The 22,651-nt window shown below is 69.2% G+C and carries 19 protein-coding genes and 1 tRNA gene; 8 read left to right on the top strand and 12 right to left on the bottom strand.

Annotated elements, in window-relative coordinates; translation table 11 throughout:
* Nucleotides 1-28: 28 nt before the first annotated feature.
* The 5 genes from ACIBB8_RS15120 to ACIBB8_RS15100 form a co-directional block, all read right to left on the bottom strand.
* Nucleotides 29-1,975 carry a copper resistance protein CopC gene (locus ACIBB8_RS15120; protein WP_398952136.1) on the bottom strand — a complete coding sequence of 649 codons (1,947 nt, stop codon included), beginning with the start codon at nucleotides 1,973-1,975 and terminating at the stop codon, nucleotides 29-31.
* Nucleotides 1,976-1,989: 14 nt separating this feature from the next.
* The gene (locus ACIBB8_RS15115; RefSeq protein ID WP_398952134.1) at nucleotides 1,990-2,439 is read right to left on the bottom strand and encodes a copper chaperone PCu(A)C; all 450 of its coding nucleotides are present in this window, start codon (nucleotides 2,437-2,439) and stop codon (nucleotides 1,990-1,992) included.
* Nucleotides 2,436-3,089 carry an SCO family protein gene (locus ACIBB8_RS15110; RefSeq protein ID WP_398952132.1) on the bottom strand — a complete coding sequence of 218 codons (654 nt, stop codon included), beginning with the start codon at nucleotides 3,087-3,089 and terminating at the stop codon, nucleotides 2,436-2,438. The genes ACIBB8_RS15115 and ACIBB8_RS15110 overlap by 4 nt, the downstream gene beginning before the upstream one ends.
* A 109-nt stretch (nucleotides 3,090-3,198) precedes the next feature.
* Nucleotides 3,199-3,945 (bottom strand): YcnI family protein, encoded by a 747-nt coding sequence (locus tag ACIBB8_RS15105; protein WP_398952130.1) that lies wholly within the window; start codon nucleotides 3,943-3,945, stop codon nucleotides 3,199-3,201.
* 181 nt (nucleotides 3,946-4,126) lie between these two features.
* On the bottom strand, nucleotides 4,127-4,933 hold the full coding sequence (locus ACIBB8_RS15100) for a hypothetical protein (protein ID WP_398952128.1): 807 nt from the start codon (nucleotides 4,931-4,933) through the stop codon (nucleotides 4,127-4,129).
* 226 nt (nucleotides 4,934-5,159) lie between these two features.
* Here ACIBB8_RS15100 and ACIBB8_RS15095 point away from each other — a divergent pair, with 226 nt between their 5' ends.
* A complete protein-coding gene (locus tag ACIBB8_RS15095; RefSeq protein ID WP_398952126.1) occupies nucleotides 5,160-5,696 on the top strand; it encodes an ATP-binding protein in 537 nt (178 codons plus the stop codon).
* Between the two features lie 40 nt (nucleotides 5,697-5,736).
* On the opposite strand, the gene ACIBB8_RS15090 is transcribed toward ACIBB8_RS15095, so the two are convergent.
* Both ACIBB8_RS15090 and ACIBB8_RS15085 read right to left on the bottom strand, forming a co-directional pair.
* Nucleotides 5,737-7,200, bottom strand: a complete 1,464-nt coding sequence (locus ACIBB8_RS15090; protein WP_398952124.1) for an aminopeptidase P family protein — start codon at nucleotides 7,198-7,200, stop codon at nucleotides 5,737-5,739.
* 125 nt (nucleotides 7,201-7,325) lie between these two features.
* Nucleotides 7,326-8,813 (bottom strand): PP2C family protein-serine/threonine phosphatase, encoded by a 1,488-nt coding sequence (locus ACIBB8_RS15085; RefSeq protein ID WP_398952122.1) that lies wholly within the window; start codon nucleotides 8,811-8,813, stop codon nucleotides 7,326-7,328.
* 476 nt (nucleotides 8,814-9,289) lie between these two features.
* Between ACIBB8_RS15085 and ACIBB8_RS15080 the strand changes: the two genes are divergently transcribed.
* Together ACIBB8_RS15080 and ACIBB8_RS15075 are read left to right on the top strand one after the other, a co-directional pair.
* Nucleotides 9,290-9,967, top strand: a complete 678-nt coding sequence (locus tag ACIBB8_RS15080; protein ID WP_398952120.1) for a bifunctional DNA primase/polymerase — start codon at nucleotides 9,290-9,292, stop codon at nucleotides 9,965-9,967.
* Nucleotides 9,968-10,552: 585 nt separating this feature from the next.
* Nucleotides 10,553-10,840, top strand: coding sequence for a hypothetical protein (locus tag ACIBB8_RS15075; protein WP_398952118.1), 288 nt, complete (start codon nucleotides 10,553-10,555; stop codon nucleotides 10,838-10,840).
* 250 nt (nucleotides 10,841-11,090) lie between these two features.
* Here the strand turns inward: ACIBB8_RS15075 and ACIBB8_RS15070 are convergent, their stop codons facing one another.
* The 3 genes from ACIBB8_RS15070 to ACIBB8_RS15060 all read right to left on the bottom strand — a co-directional run bounded on the left by ACIBB8_RS15070 (nucleotide 11,091) and on the right by ACIBB8_RS15060 (nucleotide 13,759).
* Nucleotides 11,091-12,056 (bottom strand): DUF5926 family protein, encoded by a 966-nt coding sequence (locus ACIBB8_RS15070; protein WP_398952116.1) that lies wholly within the window; start codon nucleotides 12,054-12,056, stop codon nucleotides 11,091-11,093.
* A gap of 234 nt (nucleotides 12,057-12,290) precedes the next feature.
* Nucleotides 12,291-12,878 carry an ATP-binding protein gene (locus ACIBB8_RS15065; RefSeq protein ID WP_398952114.1) on the bottom strand — a complete coding sequence of 196 codons (588 nt, stop codon included), beginning with the start codon at nucleotides 12,876-12,878 and terminating at the stop codon, nucleotides 12,291-12,293.
* Between the two features lie 53 nt (nucleotides 12,879-12,931).
* Nucleotides 12,932-13,759 carry a glycerophosphodiester phosphodiesterase gene (locus tag ACIBB8_RS15060; protein ID WP_398952112.1) on the bottom strand — a complete coding sequence of 276 codons (828 nt, stop codon included), beginning with the start codon at nucleotides 13,757-13,759 and terminating at the stop codon, nucleotides 12,932-12,934.
* Between the two features lie 197 nt (nucleotides 13,760-13,956).
* Between ACIBB8_RS15060 and ACIBB8_RS15055 the strand changes: the two genes are divergently transcribed.
* Nucleotides 13,957-15,426 (top strand): S1C family serine protease, encoded by a 1,470-nt coding sequence (locus ACIBB8_RS15055; RefSeq protein ID WP_398952110.1) that lies wholly within the window; start codon nucleotides 13,957-13,959, stop codon nucleotides 15,424-15,426.
* Nucleotides 15,427-16,474: 1,048 nt separating this feature from the next.
* Nucleotides 16,475-16,559, top strand: a tRNA-Ser gene (locus tag ACIBB8_RS15050).
* A 757-nt stretch (nucleotides 16,560-17,316) separates the two neighbouring features.
* Here ACIBB8_RS15050 and ACIBB8_RS15045 read toward each other — a convergent pair.
* Both ACIBB8_RS15045 and ACIBB8_RS15040 read right to left on the bottom strand, forming a co-directional pair.
* Nucleotides 17,317-18,054 carry a VOC family protein gene (locus ACIBB8_RS15045; protein WP_398952108.1) on the bottom strand — a complete coding sequence of 246 codons (738 nt, stop codon included), beginning with the start codon at nucleotides 18,052-18,054 and terminating at the stop codon, nucleotides 17,317-17,319.
* Between the two features lie 582 nt (nucleotides 18,055-18,636).
* Nucleotides 18,637-19,536 (bottom strand): bifunctional DNA primase/polymerase, encoded by a 900-nt coding sequence (locus ACIBB8_RS15040; protein WP_398952106.1) that lies wholly within the window; start codon nucleotides 19,534-19,536, stop codon nucleotides 18,637-18,639.
* Between the two features lie 369 nt (nucleotides 19,537-19,905).
* Between ACIBB8_RS15040 and ACIBB8_RS15035 the strand changes: the two genes are divergently transcribed.
* The 3 genes from ACIBB8_RS15035 (at nucleotide 19,906) to ACIBB8_RS15025 (ending at nucleotide 22,651) form a co-directional block, all read left to right on the top strand.
* Complete coding sequence (locus tag ACIBB8_RS15035) at nucleotides 19,906-20,217, top strand: hypothetical protein (protein ID WP_398952104.1); 312 nt, start codon at nucleotides 19,906-19,908, stop codon at nucleotides 20,215-20,217.
* A 212-nt stretch (nucleotides 20,218-20,429) separates the two neighbouring features.
* Complete coding sequence (locus tag ACIBB8_RS15030; protein ID WP_398952102.1) at nucleotides 20,430-21,701, top strand: acyl-CoA dehydrogenase family protein; 1,272 nt, start codon at nucleotides 20,430-20,432, stop codon at nucleotides 21,699-21,701.
* Entirely contained in the window at nucleotides 21,698-22,651 is a 954-nt protein-coding gene (locus tag ACIBB8_RS15025) for a bifunctional MaoC family dehydratase N-terminal/OB-fold nucleic acid binding domain-containing protein (RefSeq protein ID WP_398952100.1), read from the top strand. Before ACIBB8_RS15030 ends, ACIBB8_RS15025 begins: the two co-directional genes overlap by 4 nt.

Below are 22,651 nucleotides of genomic sequence, written 5' to 3'. Positions count from 1 at the left end.
TTCTTGCTGTCTGTGCTCACGATCCCGCTCAGCCGATCTTCACGTTCTTGCCCATAGTGGTCTGGTCGATGTCCGACGTACGGACCGTCACCGCGACCGTCCAGTCGCCTGCCATCGGGATCTGGACGCCGCTCGCCGTCCAGTGCCCCTCGGTGAGCCGGTCGGGGAGGACGGGCAGCGGCCCGATGCCCTTGGACTTCAGGGTGAAGGCGAGCTTCACCTCGGGGACGTCCATGGGCTGTCCGTCGGGTCCGTCGATCCAGAGGTGAACGCCGTTGGCGCCAGTACGGCCGGGGTCGATGTCCATCCGGACCGTTCCCTTGCCGTTTTGGCCTCCGGTGTCGAACGGCAGGCTCAGCGTGACGGGTCCTTCGGCCGCGGGCGCGGATGCGCCGGTCGAGGCCCGGGCTGCTTCCTCCTCGGTACGTCCCGGCTCGGTCGAGGTCAGTACGGTCGTCACTGCCAACAACGCCACCGCGACGCCCACTTCCGCCAGCACGGAGCGGCGGAGTCCGGACCGCTCGCGGTCGGCATCGCGGATCCGCTTCTTCGTGGCGGTTGCCACAGCGGCTTTCTGCCGGGCGAGCTGGGCGGCCCGTGACGGGTCCTCGGACTCGTCCGCCGGTTCGCTCTCCGCCTCGGCGGAGGCATCCGCGTTCATCTGGGGGGCCACCGCGGTCCCGACCTCGGTCGGGACCGCCGTCAGCCGAGCCGTCCATTGCCGCGAGATCCATGCGACCCCGACCAGTACGGCGACGAGTCCCACCTTCACGAGCAGCAACTGCCCGTACCCCGTGCCCGTGAGCGCGGACCAGGAGCCCACCTGGCGCCAGGACTGGTAGAGCCCGGTCGCGGTGAGTACGAGCACGCTGCCGAACGCGATACGGGAGAAGCGCCGTACCGCCGTGGCTCCGATGTCCGGCGTCCGGTACAGCGCGACCAGGAGCGCTGCGAGTCCGCCCAGCCAGGCGGCGACGGCGAGCAGGTGCAGCACGTCGACCGGCATGGCGATGCCGGGCTGGATCCCGGTCGAGGCGTGCTCGGCGAGCGCCCACGTTCCGGCGATCCCGGCGGCGATGACCGCGCCGCCGATGGCCAGTCCGAACGTGAGGTCCTTCTTCTCCCGCTCGTCCTCGCGCTTCGCGTACGTCCCGAACAGGACGGCGATGAAGAGTGCGGCGGCCCCGAGCAGCAGCAGCCGTGAGACCAACGCGGCCCCGGGCTTGGTGTCGAGCACGGCCTTCAGGCCGCCCAGGTCGAAGGCGTCCGCGAGCTTCCCGGAGCCGGTGTACGGGCTCCGCAGGAACAGCATGGCCAGGGTGGCCGCGGTGAGGGTCAGCCAGCCGCGCACGACCAGGCGCTGCAGCGGGCGCGCGCCCGCCCCGCGCTGCCAGCAGGCCAGGATGAAGGCCGCGCCACCGGCCAGCACGATGAACCCGGCGTACGCGGCGTACCGCGCGATGTCGTAGAGCGTGCCGACCAGGCCACCGCCGGCTTCGTCCGACGGGAGGGCGACGGTGGTCTCGGAGGGGGCCCCGATGGAGAAGGTGAAGGCACCGGAGACCGGGTGGCTGTCCGCGGAGACTGCCTGCCAGGCCACGGTGTATGTACCGTCGGGCAGCCCGGAGTGGAGCGTGATGCCGTACTTCACGGTGGAGCCGCTCTGCAGATCACGCGGAGGCGCACCGGTGTCGGCGCGCTTGCCGCCGGGGTCCAGGACCCGGATGGAACCGTTGCCCATGGCGACCTGCTCGGAGAAGGTGAGCGTGACCTCCTTGGGTGCGGAGGCGACCACCGCCCCGTCCTGCGGATCGCTCCCGGTGAGCGCGGCATGTGCGGACGCGGGTGCCGCGCCGCCCAGCAGCAGGCCCGCCACCATGGTGACGAGCGCGGCGAGGAGTGCGGCCGCGGCGAGTGGCCGGCGCACCGGGGGCACGGACGGGGACGGCCCGAAGGGCGGGGCGGTGGCTGTCATGGTGTGTCAGTCCCTCACTGCTTCTTCGGGTTGTGGGTGGTCTCCTTCACAGGAAGGTCGACCGCTATCGGGTCGGCCTTCTCGAAGTGCAGTTCCACGGTCACCGTCTCGCCCTGCTTGGGCCGCTCCTTGAGCGCGGTGAACATGATGTGGCTCCCGCCGCGCTCGAGATCCAGCTCGCCGCCGGCGGGCACCTCGAAGGACGTCACCATGCGCATCGTCTGGTTCTTCGTCTCGTGGATCGTGACGTGGTCCGAGAGCGGGCTGGTGACCGACGTGAGCCGGTCGGAGCTGCCGCCGGTGTTCCGCACGACGAGGAAGCCCGCCGCCATGTCGCTGACGGGCTGCGGCATGAACGCGCCGGTCACCTTCAGCTCGGGCTTGCTGTCCGAGGCCGAGCATCCCGCAAGCGCCAGCCCGGTGGTGAGGGCGACGGCGCCGGCGAGGGTGGTGCGGCGGTTCACGGAGTCTCCCCCTTGATGATCTTGGGGAGGTCCTTGGCGTAGTCGTCGGGCGAGGTGTCCTCGCTGTACAGCACGTACCCCTTGTCTGTCTTCGGGGAGAACGCGATGACCTGCGACCCGTGCATCGAGACGACCGTGCCGTCCTTCTCCTTCTTCGGCGGGTCGATGCCGATGCCGATCTGGCGTGCGCCCGCCTGGATGGCCGGGAAGTCGCCGGTGAGGCCGATGAAGGAGGCGTCCTGGGCCTTGAGCCAGCTGCCCAGCGAGGACGGGGTGTCCCGCTCGGGGTCGGTGGTGACGAAGACGACCCGCAGCTTGTCCTGGTCGGCCTTGGGCAGAGACTTCTTGGCGATGGCGATGTTGCTCATGATCAGCGGGCAGACATCGGGGCAGTTGGTGTAGCCGAAGTAGATGAGCGTCGGCCTGCCCTTGGTCTCCTCACGCAGGTCGTACTTCTTGCCGTGGGTGTCGGTCAGGACCAGATTCGGCTTGGTGAACGGCTGGTCGAGCACCGTCGCGGCCTTGGTCTTCGCCTCGGCGGAGACATCGGCGATGGGCTTCTTGGCACTGTCGTCGCCGCTGCCGCAGGCCGACAGGGTGAGTGCGGCCGTGGCGACGAACGCCGCGACCAGCACATTTTTCTTACGCATGGATCGCTGATTCCTGATGGGTCGGTGAAAACGGTGGGGTGTGGGGCCCTCTTCCGGATCGGTCCGGGCTCCTGGGCCCGGTCCGATCCGAAAGAGAGGGCCGGGGGTCTCAGACGTTGCGGCGGCGGCCTGCGAGGAAGCCGAAGGCCACCCCCGCGATGCCGATGGCGATGCCGACCACTCCGAGGACACGGGCGGTCGTGTCACTGGAGGACGAGGCGGAGGCAGCTTCCGTGTGCTCGTCCTTCTTCTCATCAGCGGTCGCCGCACCGCTCTTGTCGTCGGCGGTGCTGCCGTGCTCGTCGGCGGTCGCGGCGGTCAGCCTGAGGACCGGCGCCGGGCTCTCGGGCTCCTCGGCGCCGTCCTTCTGCTCCTCGATCCAGCGGACGACTTCCTTGTTGTCGTACGTCTGGATGGCCTTGAAGACCAGTTGGTCGGCGTCCTCGGGGAGCTGGCCGACGGAGAGCGGGAACTGCTGGAACTCGCCCGGGCGGATACCGAGATCGTTCTTGTTGCCCTCGGCGGTCCAAGTGACCTTGGAGACGGCCTCGTTGATCTTCTGGCCGTGCATGTCCAGCGGCTTCGCCAGCTTGCTCTTGGTGACGTCGATCTTCCAGCCGGGCACCGGCTGCGGCATCACCGAGGCCAGCGGGTGGTCGGTCGGGAAGCTGACCTCGAGCTTGGTCGTCGAGGCGTCGTCGCGCTCGTTGGGGACCTTGAAGTTGATCGTGGCGTAGCCGCCCTTGGCTGCCTCCCCCTGGGGTTGCACGCTGACGTGCGCGGAGGCAGTACCGGCGAGGATCAGCACGGTGGAGGCGGCGACGCCGCCGACCAGGGCGATGCGGGAAACGTTCATGGCAGGAATCACTCCACAGAAGCACGAAGGAAGGGTGGTCCGCCGCACAGGTGCGCGACGGCATCGCGACACCTCTTCCTCACGTGCGGCGTGCGTGCACCGTGCCGGGCGGGCGCCACCAGGCATGGGCCGGGTGATGACCGCGAACGGTTCGTGCGTGCTACGAGCGGAGGGTGTCGCGTCAGGCTGCGAGGGTGAATGCGGGCGGCGGCCCGCGCCTGATCACCTGGTGCTGCAGTGGATCGCCGGGGACCGGAGCCGGCGCGTCGGCTGCGGTACGGGGGGCGCGCGGCCCGGTCGCCGCCTCAACCAGGAGACCGGCCCGCAGCGCTCGTACGAGAACGAGCGCGGCCCGCAGCGCGCGCAACCGGGCCTCGGCCGCGAGCTGCTGGGCGCCGTGTGCGGACAGCCTGGCCAGCTTGAACAAGGCGATCTCGCCGCGCCGCAGCAGCCAGCCCGTGGCCAGCGCGGCCAGCAGATGGCCGAGCAGCATGGGCAGGCTGGGCAGCAGACTCGTGAGCGTCGGGTCGGTTCCGGCGGCGGCCATGGACTGATGGTCCATGCCTGTCACCGTCGCCGGATCGATGCCCGCGTTGCTGACGATGCGGTGGGCTTCGGCGGCGTTCAGCTGCGCCGGTCCGGCGCCGCACACCAGGCTTGCGGCGAACCTGACCAGGGAGCCGTTATCCGCCGCTGCTTGCGTCGGCGTACCGGACGCGATGTGCGTGCCCAGCCCGAACAGGGTGTGCAGGGCGAGCTGCCCACCGGCCAGGGTGGTGGCGATGGACGGCAGGGAACGCTCGCGTCCGGCGAGCGCCACCACCACTGCGAAGACTCCGAGGAAGCCTGCGAGCAGCGTCCACCAGGGGACGTCGGCGCAAGAGGCCAGTGCATGCCCTGCCGCGGACAGCGCGACACAGACCGCGGTGAACACCGCGGCCCTCAGGAGCCGCAGACCGGCTCCGGCGCGTGCGACAGGCGTAGACATGGCCGGGCCATCATCGCACTGCGCCCCGGGAATCGGTACGGCAGGCCCGGAAGGTCGCCTTCCGGGCGATTGGTGCGCGGCGTTCCTGCTGTCGGGCCTGGCATACACGGGTGCCCCAAGTGCGGGTATCCGCCGAATGAGCGGTTTCACATCAGGTCTGTGCTTACGAACCGCCCAGTGCGGCAATACGTATCGGTATGTCGAGCCGCAGCCAGGAGGCTGGAGCATGAGCATGTGGTGGTCACTCCATCTGCGGCGCGAAGCTGCGAGCGTTCCGCTCGCCCGTCGTTTCCTGCTCGGCACCATGGAGACCGCCGGCGTGGATCCGGACATCTCCTTCGACTTGTCGGTCGCGCTCAGCGAAGCCTGTGCGAATGCCGTCGAGCACGGCGGGGACCGGAGAGACCTCGACGCCCCCGGGGCCCCATGGGACACCTGGGACGCCTGGGACGAGCAGTCCGGTTCGGCCTCCGGGCAGTACCGGGTCACCGCGTATCTGGACGGCGAGAAATGCCGTATCGAAGTCGCCGACTCGGGGCCCGGTTTCCCCGCGCGGTGCGCGCTTCGCACTGCTGATCAGCCGCAGTCGGATCAACAGCAGCAGTTCCTGCCGCCCGTCGGCGCCGAGGACGGCCGGGGGCTCTGTCTGATCGAGCAGCTCGCCGACCATGTCCACTTCGGCAACCGGCCGGGCCGTGGCGCGGTGGTGAGATTCGACAAGGTTCTGAAATGGCGGGAGGGCGCCCTGCTCATGGTGTCCTGAGCAGGGCGCCCTCCGGCGCATGGGTGCGGACTTCCGGTGGTCAGCCCTTGAGCTGGGCCATCCAGGCCTCGATCTCGTCGGCCTGGCGCGGCAGCTTGTCGGAGAGGTTCCGGTTGCCGTCCTCGGTGACGAGGATGTCGTCCTCGATCCGGACGCCGATGCCGCGGTACTCCTCCGGCACGGTCAGGTCGTCGGCCTGGAAGTACAGGCCCGGTTCGACGGTGAGGCACATGCCTGCCTCCAGCGTCCCGTTCACGTACGTGTCCGTGCGCGCGGTGGCGCAGTCGTGGACATCCATGCCGAGCATGTGGCCCGTGCCGTGCAGGGTCCAGCGGCGCTGGAGACCCAGCTCCAGGACCTTCTCCACGGAGAGGTCGCCCAGCAGGCCCCAGGCGACGAGCTTCTCGGCGAGCACGCGCTGCGCAGCGTCGTGGAAGTCGCGGAAGGCCGCGCCCGGCTTGACGGCAGCGATGCCCGCCTCCTGGGCCTCGTACACCGCGTCGTAGATCTTCCGCTGCAGCGGCGTGAACGTGCCGTTGATCGGAAGGGTCCGGGTCACGTCGGCGGTGTAGAGGTCGTTGGTCTCGACACCGGCGTCGAGGAGCAGCAGCTCACCGGAGCGCACGGGGCCGTCGTTGCGCACCCAGTGCAGGGTGGTGGCGTGCGGGCCGGCCGCGCAGATCGAGCCGTAGCCGATGTCGTTGCCCTCGACGCGGGCGCGCAGGAAGAACGTTCCCTCGATGTAACGCTCGCTGGTGGCCTCGGCCTTGTCGAGGACCTTCACGACGTCCTCGAAGCCGCGCGCCGTGGCGTCGCAGGCCTTCTGCAGCTCTGCCGTCTCGAAGGCGTCCTTGATCAGTCGCGCCTCGGAGAGGTAGATCTTCAGTTCCTCGTCGCGCTCCGCGGTGACCTTGTCGGTGAGCGCGGCCTCGATGCCCGCGTCGTGGCCGCGGAGGTTGCGGACCGGGCCGGTGGCCTCGGCCAGCGCGGCCGGGAGCTCGCGCACATCCTTCGCCGGGAGGCCCAGCAGCTGCTCGGCCTCGGTGAGGGAGTGGCGGCGGCCGACCCACAGCTCGCCCTGGCCGTCGAGCCAGAACTCGCCGTTCTCCCGGTTGGAGCGCGGCAGCAGGTAGATCGTCGCCTCGTGGCCGTCGTCCTTCGGTTCCAGGACGAGCACACCGTCCTGGGTCTGGTCGCCGGTGAGGTACGCGTACTCGGTGGACGCGCGGAAGGCGTACTCGGTGTCGTTGGCGCGGGTCTTCAGCTTGCCTGCGGGAATGACCAGACGCTCCCCGGGGAAGCGGGCGGACAGGGCGGCGCGGCGGTCGGCGGTGTGACCGGCCTGCGCGATCGGCTCGAGACCGTGCAGCTCGGTGTCGGCCCAACCCGACTTCATGCCGGCGGCGAGCTCATCGGAGACGCCCGGGTACAGGCCGTTCTTCCGCTGCTTGACGGTCTCGGCCTCTTCGGTCTCCGGGTTCTCCGGGATGAGCTCCTCAGACACGGCTTGACTCTCCTTGATACGACACTGGATCTCGTCCATCGTACGGGCGCACGGAAGGGGGCCCAGGGCCGTAGGACCTCTTACACGCGGAAGCCGGGAGACACCACTCAGCCGAAATGATCGGTTCAGTCGAAGCGTGCGGCGAGGATCACGACGTCCTCCGTGCCGTCGGCCAGGTCGAGCCCGTCCGGAAGGACGGTCCGCAGGACGTGGTCGGCGACGAACCCGGCGTCGTGGCGCAGCGCCCTCGGCACGCTCGCGGCTGCCGAGTGCAGCCGTGCGAACGCCCGGTCCATCGAGTCGCCGGTACGGCGCAAAAGTCCGTCGGTGTAGAGCAGAACGGTCTCGCCGGGCACCGGGGCGATTTCCACGCTCGGCGCTTCCCAGCAGGCAAGCATGCCCAGCGGTGCGGACAATGAGGTCTCGACGAACTCCGTGCGCCGGTCGCCGATCACCAGCGGCGGGGTGTGCCCTGCGCCGGCCAGCAGGATCCTGTGGCGGGCGGGTTCGCAGTAGGCGAAGAGCGCGGTCGCGGACCGGGCGGGTTCGGTCAGCCGCAGCAGCAGTTCCAGATCGGACAGGACGGCGACCGGATCCTCGCCCTCCATCACCGCGTACGCCCGCAGGCCCGCCCGCAGCCGGCCCATGGCGGCCAGGGCGCTCGGCCCGGAACCGCCCACCGAACCGACGGCGAGACCGAGTGCGCCCTCCGGCAGCGTCAGCGCGTCGTACCAGTCACCGCCGCCGCGCGGTGCCGTGCGATGGCGGGCGGCCAGTTGTACGCCGGTGACCCGGGGCAGTCGGCTGGGCAGCAGCTCCTCCGTGATGGTGGCGACGTCGGCCCTGGCCCGTTCCAGCTCCAGCAACCGGGCCAGATGCTCACTCGCGTAGCCGGCATACAGGCCGACGAGATGACGTTGGCGCTCCAGCGGCTCGGCGGGCTCGTCGTACAGCCAGACGGCTGCGCCGAGTCGTCCGGTCGCGTCGGTGGTGATCGGCAGGGCGTAGCTGGCGGCGTATCCGAGCCGGGCGGCGACCTCGCGGTGGTGGGGGTCCACGCTTGCGTCGCCGAGAAGGTCAGGGCTGGTCAGCGGGGTTTCGGTGGCCGGAAGACCGTCCAGGATCCGTCCGTACGAGGTGGCGCTGCGCGGCACTGTCTCGATGTGCCCGAGCTCGGCATGGGCGAGCCCGAGGCCGATGGTGGAGACCGGGCCGCGACGGTCGGAGGGTTCGAACACGATCAGCCCGCGGCGGGCGCCGACGAGAGCCGCGCCGGCATCCAGAAGTTCGTGCAGTGCGTCGTCGAGGGTGCTGGTTCTGGCCAGTCGCTCGGTGAGTTCATGGAGCGTCGTGAGGTCGGACACCCAGCCGGCCAGACGGTCCTGGATGAAGGCTCCCGGTGCGGCGGCCACATCGGCCAGGGGCCCAGCAGTGTGCGCTGAAACAGGAACCATGGGATCGATTCCAGCCACTTTCGGTAGGTGAGGGGCGCTCATGGCAACCGGCTTTCCGACCAGTGCGTTTCGTCGAATAGCATCGCAAACCCCCATGTCATTCTGCGCCGCTATCAGTGCATCCACATGTACACGCACAAGTGAGCCGATGTCCAGCATTGTCCCTACGGCATTTGTGGTGTCCGTGGGACCAGCAAGTTGGCCAAAAAATGCACCCTATGGCGGCTAATTGCGGTCGACTGGGTCTGGCTCGACAGGAGGCGCCCGCGGGGTGAAGACCCGGCGGGAGCGTCATTCCGGGCCTGCGGGGGTACGTAATCGGTGAGGAACCAGGGGCAGTTCCGGTCGCCCCGGAACCTGGCAGAGAGCCCGGGCGTCCTCACTACGACGACCGCGCCCCACCCCCGAGTGGCGGGGTTGTGCACCATCGGACGGCAGGCGCGATGCGCGCTGCCCCTTGCCATGCTTTTGGCTGGACCTGGCTCAGCTCGACTCGGCTCACGCTCGGTACCGACGGGTGACCCCGTACCGCAGATATAGAGAGCATGTACGCACGGTGAAGTAGTGCGTACGCGATGTGACGTACGCGTGATGTGATGTGGCCCTCGGCGTTCAACGGAAAGGAACGAGCGCTCATGCGCGAGATCCTCGGAAGGCGACGCAGGCTCCGGCGCAAGGCAAGGCCCGCTCAGCTCGACGCGGCCCTGACCTGTGCCACTGCATGGCAGTGGCCCGTGCTCCCCGGAGTGGGACTGGACGCAGCCAATGGCCGCGGTGACCGTGGCCGTGGCTGTGCCTGCCCCGATCCCGAGTGCGCCGTACCCGGCGCACACCCCTTCGACCCCGGTCTCCTCGCGGCGACCACCGACGAGCGCATGGTGCGCTGGTGGTGGAACAACCGGCCGACCGCGCCGATCGTGCTGGCCACCGGTGGCCGTGCCCCGTGCGCGCTGAGCCTGCCGGCTGTGGCCGGTGTCCGGGCGCTGGCCGAGCTCGACCGCATGGACATGCGGCTGGGCCCGGTGGTGGCGACACCGACGCGGTGGTCGCTGCTGGTCGCCCCGTACACCCTTGAGCGGCTGGGTGAGCTGTTGCATGCCAAGGACTGGGTCCCCAGTTCGCTGCGCTTCCACGGCGAGGGCGGCTACCTCGTCCTTCCCCCGTCGGGGGTGGGTGCGGGACAGGTGCGCTGGGAGCGGGCTCCGCTGCCCGGCTCGGCGACGCCCTGGCTGCCGGACGTCGAAGCCGTCCTGGACGCACTGGTCGAAGCGAGCACCAGCGCTCCCGGCGGCGGCAGTCGGCTTGCTTACTGACGGGCGCGGCTGCCAGGGCCGGTGTACGAGCGGTTCGGTGGACGGCCCGGGGCGGGTCGGCTCACTCCTTCGGGTGTGAGCCGGTCCGGGTTCTGCGGTGCGCGGGCGTGGTCCACCCGGGTACCTCCATGACGCCGATATCTTCGGCGCAGCGTCAGGAATTCCCGTCGGCCGACAGGTGGGACCACCGTGAATCTCCGCATGATCGTTATGGCGGGTGTGGTGGTGTCCGCCGCCGTGCTTCCGCTTGTTGCTTCCGCCGAACCCACGGAAAGTCCCGATTCCGTAGCCGGCCATGCAAAGTCTGCCTATGCAAAGTCTGATGTCGACGGGCTTTCTGATGCACCTTCCGAAAAGGGTTAGGAGGGCATGAGGGGCACTGTCGCAAAAGGATCTTCGGGCGGGAGTTTCGGTAGGGGACTTCTGTCCTATACCGACCGCTCCCGTGAGGTCGGTGAGACCAGGGTGGTCCCCGGATTCGGCGTCGCCACCGGCCCAGGCGCTGCCGGTTCCGCTCCGCGGACCGTTACCCGCTGCGGCCCCGAGCTGATGTCCCCCGAGGGAGTCCAGGCGCAGACCTGCGTCATGACCGAAGGAGGGGATATCTGGGCGCGCAGCTCCTACCGCAATACGACGGGTGGCGAACTCCGCTCCGTACTCACCCTGATGGGGCCCGGCGGCTGGACCGTCGAAGTGCGCTGCACGGTGGACGCACAGGATGAGCCGGGAGTCTGCGAGACGCCTCGCCACTCGTCGCACGGAGGCCTCGACGCGTACACGGCAGTGGCTGAGTACGCGGGTGAGGGGGCGGCCGATGAGGCGCCGCTTCTGCTGAGGGCCGGTTCCAATCCGGCGTACGCTGCGGCGGGTTGACGCCGGTCCGCAGGTGCTGTGCGCCGGGCGCCGTCCGCTCCGTGGACCGCGTCGCGCGCCGAATCAGGGCATGAGAATGCCCGGTCGCTGGCGACGGGGGATGCACCAGCGACCGGGCTTCTAGAACGGTAACAAGAGATCTGCCGTTCGCAAATTCGATCTCACGTATTCGGACAGCGGTTTACCTGCGGGTATGACAGATGTGACGCGAGTCACCTGGCGGCCCGCAGGGGTCGTCACGTCCGCACGGTCAGCTGAGCGTCACCTGGCGGTTGGTGAGCCCGCCACGGGCCCGGCGCTCCTCGGCGGTGAGCGGGGCGTTCGAGGCGAGTGCCGTCGTCAGCCGCTCCGCGAACTCGGCTGCGGGCTTCTCGCACTCCTTTGCCCCCATCGCGCTCGGCAGGTCCCAGACCGGAACCATCAGCCCGTGCGCGCGGAAGGAGCCGACCAGCCGGGTCCCTTCGCCGAGCGAGGAGGTGCCGGCGGCGTGCAGCCGGGCGAGCGCGTCGAGCAGCTGCTCCTCGGGGTGCGGCATGACCCAGCGCAGGTGGTTCTTTTCCGGGGTCTCGCACCAGTACGCGGCATCCACCCCGGAGAGCAGGACGGTCGGGATCGCCGCTTCGTTCGCGCGTTCCAGGGACGCGGACACCTCGGGCGTGGCGTTCTCCGCGTCCGGGACCCAGAACTCGAAGCCGGAGTGGACGACCGGCTCGAATGCCGCTTCCGGGTCGAGCAGGTCCTGCAGGCGCGGACCGTCGGCCGGCGCGCGGCGGGCGGCGACGGGCGAGCCGGGCTCGGCGGTCAGTGCTCGCTGCAGGGTGTCCGCGAGGTCTCGGCTGAGGTCACCGGAGGGGGTGTCGTTCTGCAGGGCGACGAGGACGGAACCGTCGTCGCGGCGCAGTGCCGGCCAGGCCATCGGCAGCACGGTCGCGAGCGTCACGGACGGCACACCCCCGGGCAGCCCGCCCTTGAGTGTCAGTTCGACGGTGGCGGCGGGCACCAGCTCGCGCAGGGCAACCCAGTCGCACTCGCCCGCCAGGCCCTCGAAGGGGCGGTGGACCAGCTCGGTCACGGCCTGGACGGCGGCGCGGCCGTGACACGCCTTGTAGCGGCGGCCCGAACCGCACGGGCAGGGCTCACGAGCCCCGACCACCGGGATCTCTCCGGCCTTGAGTTGCTGCTTCCCGGCCTTGGTCTGAGGGCGCTTCTTGGCCATGGTGGGCTTTCTCCCGATTGCGACAGTGCGGTCTGGGCCGCGAGCCTAGCGGCCCGTGTCGGGTACGGGGCACAGACGCCCGGGCGCCTGCGTGTACATACGCCGGAAGGTCGGCCGGGGCATGGGCCGGGGCACCGGTTGGCACGCGGTCCGCCTGCCGGCCCGTACGGGGGTCTGTCCGCAGGGTGGCGCCTCTGCCTTGCGTCCGGCCGGTGTGCAACGGGTGTGTCGGCGTCAGCCCGCGTCGTCGAAGTCCAGCCCGTCGAGCCTTGGCGCGTGTCCGTTCCCGGCCCCATGACCCTCGCTGACCACCACCCAGACGGTGACCTCGCCGGACGAGCCGTCGCGTACGCCCCACTCCTCGGCGAGGGCGCTGATGATGTTGAGCCCGCGTCCGCCGCGCGCCGTCACCGAGGGAGTGGCCGGAATCGGTCTGGTGGGACCGCCTCCGTCGGTCACTTCGACAGTCAGTCCGCCTGTTCTGTCGACGCGCCATGCGGCGTGGACGTCACCATCACCCACATCCGTGTGTCGCCCCAGCGGCCTGCCGTGTCGACAGGCATTGCTGAGAAGTTCGGAAAGGATCAATACAGCATCGTCGACGACCGAATCCGACACCCCGTAGCTGCGCAATTGCTCGCGCATCCGGTGCCGCGCCTGGCCCACGCCCGCAGGGCCATGGGGTACGGCCATGCTCGACGACGTGGGCACTTCCTGTGCCACCACCAACGCCACCCCCGAGACCTCCTTTGCCCCACGCCACGGAGTGAATGCCCTCCTGGACTGGGCCGGAAACCGGCCATTGGTCTGCCAGTGACGCACTTGTAACGGTCGAATACAGATCGAATGCGCCGGTGTACTCCCTGTAACTGATGTTAAAGATGACCCAGTTGCGACAGGACCTGTTTTGGGCGATTCGTGATGATTGCCTCGACGCCCAGATGGGTGCAGAGCTCGACGTCTTCCGGTTCATCGACCGTCCAGACGTGCACGCGGTGGCCCGCGCGGTGCAGTCGCTCGATGTAGCCGGGGTTACTGCGTACGATCCGCAGGCCCGGACCGGCGATCCGGGCACCGGCGGGCAGCCGTCCGTCGCGCAGTCGCGGCGAGACGAACTGCATCAGATAGACGGTGGGCAGGGTGGGTGAGGCCGCCTGGATGCGGTGCAGGGAGCGCGCCGAGAAACTCATGATCCGTACCGGTGAGGGGCCGTCCGCCGGTGGTGTGTCGAACCCGTACCGCTTCAAGAGGTGCAGCAGCCGTTCTTCCACCTGTCCGGCCCAGCGCGTGGGGTGCTTGGTTTCGATCGCCAGTTGCAGGGGGCGCCCGGCGGCGCGCGTCTCGACGACCAGTTCGAGCAGTCGTTCCAGAGTGAGTACGGAGGTGAGCTCGCCCGGCACCGGGTCCCAGTCCGGAGACTCCTCGCGGTCCTTCCAGGAGCCGAAGTCGAGTGCGGCGAGTGCGGAGAGCTCCAGGGCGGAGACGGCACCCCGCCCGTTGGACGTGCGGTTCACCCGGCGGTCGTGGACGCAGACGAGGTGGCCGTCGGCGGTGAGACGTACATCGCACTCCAGGGCGTCGGCACCGTCCTCGATCGCCTTCCGGTATGCGGCCAGGGTGTGCTCGGGTGCGTCGTCGGACGCTCCGCGGTGTGCGATGACCTGAATGGGGTGGTGCGGGGTGTGCTGCCGTGCGTGGGTCACCACGTCATCGTGTCACCGTGGGGCGACGGGCGCGTGCACCTCGCGACGAGGGACCGTTTTGCCGGATATAAAGATTGGTGTGCGGACGCACAGGTCCTGCTTACAGTGGCCTGACAGGTCATGGGAAAAGCTGGATCCAGGCACGTGTACAGCGGATCTCTTGCCGAAACTGATGAGGAACCGAGGAGTAAAGAGCTGTGAGCACAGAGAACGAGGGCAACGAGGGCACCGCGGCTCAAGCCGTTCCGTCCGTTCCGTCCGCACCTCCCGTGCCGGCCGCTGCTCCTGAGGGCACGCCTGCCTCCCCGCCGGCGCCCGCGAGCCCGGAATCGTCGGAGGGGACGGCAACGGAGCAGTTCCAGCAGGCGGAGCAGCCGTCTCAGCAACCCCAGCGCTCGAATGACTGGCCGCCGCCGCAGCCGCCGCAGTCCCAGCCTGCGGGTACCTGGCCGCCGCCCCCGGCCGCTGTTCCCACGTACGCCCACGGTGCGGGTGGTGACGGTGGTCCCGTGTGGGGCGCCCCCGGCCAGCTGCAGACGCCCGGAGCCCCGCGCAAGCGGCGAGGTGGCGGCCTGGTGGCGGCGGTGGCAGTGGCGGCGCTCGTGGCGGGCGGTATCGGCGGCGCCCTCGGCTTCTGGGCGGCCGACCGGAACGACAACAACTCCTCCGATTCGACCACGGTGACGGCGTCCAACCCTCAGGTCCTCAAGCGCGATCCCGGTACGGTCGCGGGTGTCGCGGCCAAGGCGCTGCCGAGTGTGGTCACCATCAACGCGCAGAGCGGCGACGGCGAAGGCGGCACGGGCACCGGTTTCGTGTACGACAAGGAAGGCCACATCCTCACGAACAACCACGTGGTGGCCTCCGCGGCGAACAGTGGGCTACTCACGGCGACGTTCTCCAACGGCAAGAAGTACGACGCCGAGGTGGTCGGCCGCGCGCAGGGTTACGACGTCGCAGTGCTGAAGCTGAAGAACGCACCGTCGGGTCTCACGCCCCTCGCCCTCGGAAACTCGGACCAGGTTGCGGTCGGTGATTCGACGATCGCGATCGGTGCGCCGTTCGGTCTGTCCAACACGGTCACGACGGGCATCATCAGCGCCAAGAACCGCCCGGTGGCCTCCGGCGACGGTTCCGGTGGCAGTAACTCGTACATGAGCGCACTGCAGACCGACGCCTCGATCAACCCGGGCAACTCCGGCGGTCCGCTGCTCGACGCGCGCGGTGCGGTCATCGGCATCAACTCGGCTATCCAGTCCACCGGCAGCAGCGCCCAGTCGCAGGCGGGGTCCATCGGCCTCGGCTTTGCGATCCCGATCAACCAGGCGAGGAATGTCGCCCAGCAGCTGATCAAGACTGGTCAGCCGGTCTACCCGGTGATCGGTGCCACGGTCACGATGGACGAGCAGACCGCCGGAGCCGTCATCTCGGACCAGGGTTCGGGCGGCACCCCGGCCGTCTCGCCGGACGGTCCGGCGGCCAGGGCCGGTCTCAAGGCGGGCGATGTCATCACGAGGTTCAACGACTCGGTGATCGATAGCGGCCCGACCCTGATCGGCGAGATCTGGACCCACAAGCCGGGCGACAAGGTGACGCTGACCTACAAGCGCGACGGCAAGGTGTCGACCGCCGAAGTCACCCTGGGACAGCGCAAGGGCGACAACTGACCGGACCGGCTGTCCGCAGTCAGGAAAAGTACAGGTGAGGGGGGGTGCCGAGCGATTCGGCGGCCCCCCTCGTGCCGTTTCACGCGTTCCGGCCGGCGCGTACCCAGCTGGACCAAGGCGAGCTCGACCAGGCGTGCCACACCGCCACGCAAGCTCTGGGGCCCGCGTCGGTGGTGGCTTTGAAGTGAGTGTCGGGCCATCTCGGGGAGTTCTGCGATCAGTTGGCCCCGCACAGGCAGGAACCCGTAGCCCTGGCCTTCGAGGCGAGCCTACGGGAACTCCTTCCACCGGTCAGCGGATCGCTTCATCCATATGGTCTTACGGCACCGTTCCCGCCGCTGCGGCCCACCGGGTTTCACCCCTATGCTCAGGGGCATTTCCCAGCGCTGACGCGAGGTCCTCATGAAGTTCCTTCCTCAGATCGCGGCTACGACGGCCGCCTTATGGGTGACGGCAAGCGCCGTTCCCAGCGTCGGCTCAGCCCCCATGGATGCAGATCACACTGCAGCTGAGGCCGCAGCGGCTGGTTGGCCGCTGGCATATGAGGCGGACCCCAGGGCAGGGGACTACACGCCTCTGGGGTTCGTGGGACCAAACGGCCGAGTGGTACCGCTCTCCATGGGGCAGCAGGGCTACATTGCTGATCCGCGTACCGGCAAGCTCGCGCCCGTAAGGGAGGGGCAGACCTTCTCCGCAGCGCTGGCCGACGAGGCCCAGCAGCCAAGGCAGTGAAAACAGCGATGTCCCACCGTCGGTGGGGCATCGGCTATTTGTGGCGCGTGCCAGACGAACTGGCCTTGGGTAATTGGGTACGGGGGTCACTCCCCCCAGTGCGGCATCAACGAGCTCGTTGGCCTTGTGGAAGCCGGCCCGAGGGGGGCCGGAATGAGAGACTGCACCGAGGCGCGGATCCGTTCCGGCGGAACCCGTCTTCAGCGGGTCAGCTATGCCGCTGAAGGGGTCGTAGCCATCCTCTGGCCAAGGTTCCACGGCCGAAACGATGAGCCGGTACGCTGTAAGCGCTCCGCCCCAGGTGGGACGGGGCAGGGGTGGGTTGCCCGAGCGGCCTAAGGGAACGGTCTTGAAAACCGTCGTGGCGCGAGTCACCGTGGGTTCAAATCCCACACCCACCGCAGATGAACGGCCCCTGACCTGGGATTGAGGTCGGGGGCTTGTTCATGCCCGAGTACCGCAAGGCACCGTGATTCCCCGCTCTGTCGGGCACGGAGGGGGCACGGAGCTTCAGCGACTCCAAGGGGGGCTGAGTTGAACGAGGACGAGATCGCAAGAGGCGTCGCGCGCGGCATGCGGCACTGCCCGAGTTGCCGGCCAGCGTACGGCCCCCTGAACATGCCCGACCCCAACCCGAACAGGACACCGGCCAAAGCCGCTCCGGCCGACCGCGATGCACAGCCGCTCCAGCCGTTACCAAATGCCACAGACGGAGCGGGAGTTAACGCACGCGAGCCCCAGCGCGGAGCGGTGCGCTGGGGCTCGTATCGGAGGCGCCAATCAGGCGGTCGGATGGTGATGGCGCTCTTTGAAAAAACGGCCACCCCCCGCTCGGGAGTCACCCCATTCCTGCTCGATGGATCTCCCTAGGCATGGCACCTGACCTACCGCCGGGCGCCACAACGGAGAGGCCGCCATGGGCAACCGGCTCCCCCGGGGGAGGGGGGCTGTCCAGCGTGGCCTAAGGCCAGCGCGTAGCGCCGCCGTAGGCGCCGGAGCGTACGGGCACCGTCGACGACTACGGCCCCCTCGTGGCCTTCTTGCCTCCAAGGACGCGTGCTGGCTCACCGGGGATGCCATCCCCGTCTCCGGCAGCCTGGGCTGACACCACGCGGTCTTCGCCGCTGCACTGGAACCAGCCGGAGTCGTTGCTCACGGTCAGCGAGGTGTGAGGAGGCAGAACTCGTTGCCTTCCGGGTCGGCCAGAACCGTCCAGGAGATTGCGGACTGATCGATATCAGGGTCGGTGGCGCCCAGGGCGCGCAGCCGGGCTGCCTCTGCGGCCAGGTCGTCACCGGGGTAGGGGCAGACGTCGAGGTGGACGCGGTTCCACACGCTCTTGGTGTCGGGGGTGCGGAGGAACTCCAGGTAGGGGCCGATGCCTTTGGCGGAGCGCATGGTCGCGTGGTCGTCGGCGACCTCGTGCAGCGTCCAGTCCATCGCCTCGCCCCAGAACCGGGCCATCCGTCGTGGGTCGGTGCAGTCGACCACCACCGCGGCGATCGGCCCGGTGTCCTGGTAGATCGGACGGGGCTCCAGGACGCAGAACTCGTTGCCTTCCGGGTCGGCCATGACCGTCCAGGGGACGTCGCCCTGCCCCACGTCGGCGAGCGTCGCGCCGAGATCCTTCAAGCGCGCGACCAACTCCGCTTGATGGGCAGCCGAGGTGGTGGCCAGATCAAGGTGCACGCGGTTCTTGACCGTTTTGGGTTCCGGGCGGGCGACGATGTCGATGCATACGGCCACGGGGTCGGGGTAGGCGAAGCCCACGGGTTCGAGGTTGGTCACGCCGGGTCCCTCGCTGTCGACACCCCAACCGAGTGCCTCCGCCCAGAACCGGCCGAGCGCGGAGTCGTCCTGGGCCTTCATATTGATCTGCACGAGTCGTGTTGCCATGCCGCAGATCCTAGAAGCTCCGCCAGCCCAGGCCGCCGCGATCAGACATGTGCTCGACCAGGTGCTGACTGTGGTCGCGCTTGCCGAGACTTCCGACCGGGGCGAGTCCTTGCGAACGAAGGCAAGCCCCGACGCCGACGCCACTGACCGATCGAATGCTGCTCAAGCATGCGCCGGCCGACTCAACCCGCACCCTCCCCGAGCGGGCAACCCCAGCCGACAACACGCGCGACGCCGGCTGAAGCTACGCCACTCCGTTGAACTCCGGACCAAGTGGGGCGACGAGCGGGGGCAGGAGGCCGCAGCGAGGAGACAGGCGGTGCCCGGCGAGGCCCCCGGGCGGATGAACTCGGCGAGTTCGGGAGTGACGAGGCCGGGCAGCTCGCCGCCGTGCAGGGGCGGCGAGGGGCCCGGAGGGCGGGGAACGAGCAGGTCAGCCACGGTGAGGACGCTTCCCGCAGCACTCTCATGAAAACCGTCGTGGCGCGAGTCACCGTGGGTTCAAATCCCACACCTACCGCCTCACCTGTGAAGGGGCGTCCGAGAGGGCGCCCCTTCTGCGTGCCTGTCCGGCATGTCGGGTCAAGGCGAGAGGTCGGGGCTGCCCTCCGGGCCGACGGGGCGGCCGGAGGTGAGGCGGGCGGCCGAGGCGATGGTGGCGCGGGCTTCGTGTTCGGTGAGGCCGGTGCGGACGGCGGCCCCGGTGAGCGCATCCGCGAGGGCGTCGCCGAAGCCGTGTTCGTACGCACGGCAAGCTGCCCAGAACAGGCGGGTGTTGCGCTGTCCTTCGTGTGCCGCGAGGACGAACTGGACCAGGCCTCGGCCGTGGTCGGGGCGGGGTGAGGTGCGGCGAGGGCGCGCGGGGGGTGTGAGCAGCCGCAGGAGTGCGCGGGGGCAAGGAGCCGGGGAGAGATCGGCGGCGCCAGGGGCGAGTCGGTAGGTGCCGCCGGTGGTGACCGAGCCGGGGCCGACCAGGTAGCCGCCGGCGCCGCGGATGTCGATGCCGGGGGCGAGGCGGCCGGCGGAGTTCGGCACGGGCACCCCGGGCGGACCGGTGAGCCAGATGTGGCGCCCGCCGCTCGGTGTGATGACCGTGACGGTCGGCGGGATGGTGAACCGATGGTGCAGCGCCAGCTGCTGGAGGGCCGCCGCGGAGTCGTTGCGGCCAGAGGCGTCGATGTCGAGGTCGATGCCGATGAGGTGGTGCGGGGCGCGTCCGCAGGCGATGCCGTAGCCGGTGGCCCACGGAGCGGCGGCGAACAGGGCTCGTACGGCGGCGGGGTTCGTGGTGGCGTCATGGACCCCGTGTCCGGGAAGGCCGCAGGCGCCCCGGCAGCTGACCGGCCGGCCGTCGCCACGGTGGGGGGAACGCAGGGCGGGGAGCTTGGTGGTGGACAGCGGGATGACGGGGAGCCCGTGCTCGGCGGCGGAGAGCGCGTGGGCGAGGGCCAGGGTGGCGGACTGCCGGTCGGTGATGGCCATACTCGTTTTTCGTACAGTTGTTCGAGAAAAGGAAGGGGGTGAGGTGGGATCGACGTGCCGATGGGTGGGCTTGGGGGCACCTGGGGGCCGATGGGGAGGATTGTCGGGAAATGTATTGAAATGCTTTTCCTCCGGGGGTGCGCGGGATCGCGTGATGCGGATCCATGCGTAGGGGTGTGAGCCGGAGCTTTGGAGGGCGCGCGGGAGGTTTATCAGGTGTTCCTCATGCTTGCGGGGGAATCGTGGATCATGGGTGGTTCATGGAGGATTCGGTGGGCAATTTTGGTCTCGCGACGTCGTGACCCACACCGGGGCGGTCGGCCAACCGCCTTGGGAAAAGCTGCACTTCCGGTTCCTGGAGGAATTGACATGGCAAGCATTCGTACCGCTCGCGTCCTCGCCGCTGTTGCCGCACTGCCTCTCGCCACCGCACTCTTCAGCGGCGTGGCCCAGGCGGACAACGGCTCGTCCGCGAGTGATGGATCGAACGCCGGTGTTGCGACGATCAGCGGCAGCGGAGTCGGTGGGGACAACGTCGGTAATTCGTCCACGTCGCAGCAGCAGGCCACCGGCTCCGGGGCGTCGGACCGGAGCAACTCGGCGCAGGTGAACGGCTCGGCCTTCACCATGATCGATCAGTCCAATAGGAGTATCACGGTGAACTTCACCAATCTCTGGTGAGCCTGGGGCTGCCGCGGGCCGGTCGGGGGGCGGGGGCGGCGGGGTGAACAGCGGCCTGTGCGAGGACACTTCGGTCTCCTTGCGCAGGCTGTTCGCGTTCCGGAGGTGCGGGGCGGGAGTGTTCGGGCGCCGTCGGCCTTGACAGCGATCAGTAATCTGACGGACAGTCAGAAACCCCTGATCCGTACGCCCGCGTCCGGGAGGCCGCCGCCGTGCACCTCGCCCCGACGGAACGTCAGCAGCAGCTGCGCGCCGAAATCCGCACGTATTTCCGCGATGTGATCTCCGGGACGGATCCGACCGCTCGAGCCGACGCGGCCCCCGCGACGGACGGAACTCCTGGAGCGGAAGGGAAGCCCAAGCCCCGGACGGCGCCAGAGGACCCGGTTGAGCAGCGTCGGCTGTTGCGGCGTATCGGTGCCGACGGGATGCTCGGGCTCGGCTGGCCCGTCGAGTACGGAGGGCAGGGCCGCGGACCCGACGAGCAGTTCGTCTTCTTCGACGAGGCGTACCGGGCGGGCGCACCCGTGTCCATGGTCACGCTCAACACCGTCGGCCCGACGCTGATGAGGTACGGGACCGAGGCGCAGAAGGAGTATTTCCTCCCGCGGATCCTGAGCGGGAGCCTGGTTTTCGCGATCGGCTACAGCGAACCCGAGGCCGGCACGGACCTGGCCGCGCTGCGGACCAGGGCGGTGCGGGACGGAGGGGGCGCCTCCCGCTCGAGCGAAGCCGGGAGTGGGGGCGACTGGGTGATCGACGGGCAGAAGATCTTCACCAGCAATGCGCAGAACGCGGACTGGATCTGGCTCGCCTGCCGTACGGATCCGGAGGCGCCGAAGCACAAGGGCATCTCGATCATCCTGGTTCCGACGGACGCGCCGGGCTTTTCCTGGACCCCGATCGAGACCGTGGGCGGACTGACCACGACGGCCACCTATTACGACGGGATCCGGGTGCCCGCCACGAACCTGGTCGGCGAGGAGAACGGCGGCTGGGGACTGATCACCAACCAGCTGAACCACGAGCGGGTGGCGCTCGCAGCGATCGGGATGCAGGCCGAGGACTTCTACGAGGCGGCGCTCGCCTTCGCCCGTACCCCCGATCCGGTGACGGGGCGGCGTCCGGTTGACGTGCCGTGGGTGCGGTCCCGGCTGGCTGAGGCGTATGCCCGGCTGGCCGCAACCCGCCTGCTCAACTGGCGTCTGGTGGGGGACGTCGGGGCAGGCTCGGTGGCCCCCGGGGACGCGAGCGGCGTGAAATTCGTGGGAACCGAATCGGCCGTCGAGGTGTATCGAATGTGCCAGGAAATCACCGGCGAGGCCGGGATGGTCAGGGGTGGATCGCCCGGCTCCTTCGGGGATGGAGAGCTGGAGCGGATGAACAGGGCGGCGCAGATCAACACCTTCGGGGGCGGGGTGAGCGAGGTGCAGCGGGAGATCGTCGCGACCATGCGGCTCGGCATGAAGAGGGGGAAGCGGTGACGGACGCAGGGGACCAGTTGTACGGGAGGCTCAAGGCGTACGAAGGGCACGCGGCCGCCACAGCCGGCGTCGGCAAGGACCTGGTCAACGAGGCGATGATCAGGCACTGGTGCGAGGCGATGGGGGACGGGAATCCCGCGTACGTGGGGCCGGGGGCGATCGCGCCGCCGACGATGCTGCAGGCGTGGACGATGGGCGGCCTGTCGGGGCACACCGACCGGTCCGGGGCGTACGACGAGCTGTTCGGCTTGCTCGACGGTGCCGGGTACACCTCGGTGGTCGCGACCGACTGCGAGCAGGAGTACCTGCGGCCGCTGCGGCCCGGGGACCGGATCACTTTCGATGCGGTGATCGAGTCGGTGTCGGAGCGGAAGACGACGAAGCTGGGGACGGGCTATTTCATCACGACGCGGATGGACGTCCGAGCGGCCGGCGAACCGGCCGGGACGCATCGCTTCCGGATCCTGAAGTACACGCCGGCAGGGGGAAAAGGGGGACAGAGCGGTGGAGGACGCGGGTTGAGGCAGAGCGGCCGGAGTCTGCGGCCGAGACCGGTGATCAACCGGGACAACGCCGGTTTCTGGCAGGGCGTTGCCGAGCACAGACTGCTCATCCAGCGGTGCCGGGAGTGCGGGACCCTGCGTTTTCCCTGGCTCCCCGGGTGCAATGAGTGCGGCTGCCAGGAGTGGGACACGGTCGAGGCGAGCGGCGAGGGCACAGTCTTCAGCCACGTCGTGATGCATCACCCGCCCTTCCCTGCCTTCAGTACCTCCAGGGACGCCGGGCCGTACGCGGTGGCGCTGATCGAGCTGGCGGAGGGCGTGCGGATGGTCAGCAATGTGGTGGGCGTGCCCTACGACAAGGTGCGGACGGGAATGTCGGTGAGGCTGGAATTCCTGCGTACGGACCCCGAGTTGGAGCTTCCGGTCTTCCGGGGGAGCGAGGGCTGA

Origin of the sequence: Streptomyces sp. NPDC051286 (assembly GCF_044455345.1) — a bacterium.
Taxonomy (GTDB): Bacteria; Actinomycetota; Actinomycetes; order Streptomycetales; family Streptomycetaceae; genus Streptomyces.
The sequence above is the reverse complement of the archived record's forward strand: the minus strand, read 5'-3'. Positions and strand labels throughout refer to the sequence as shown.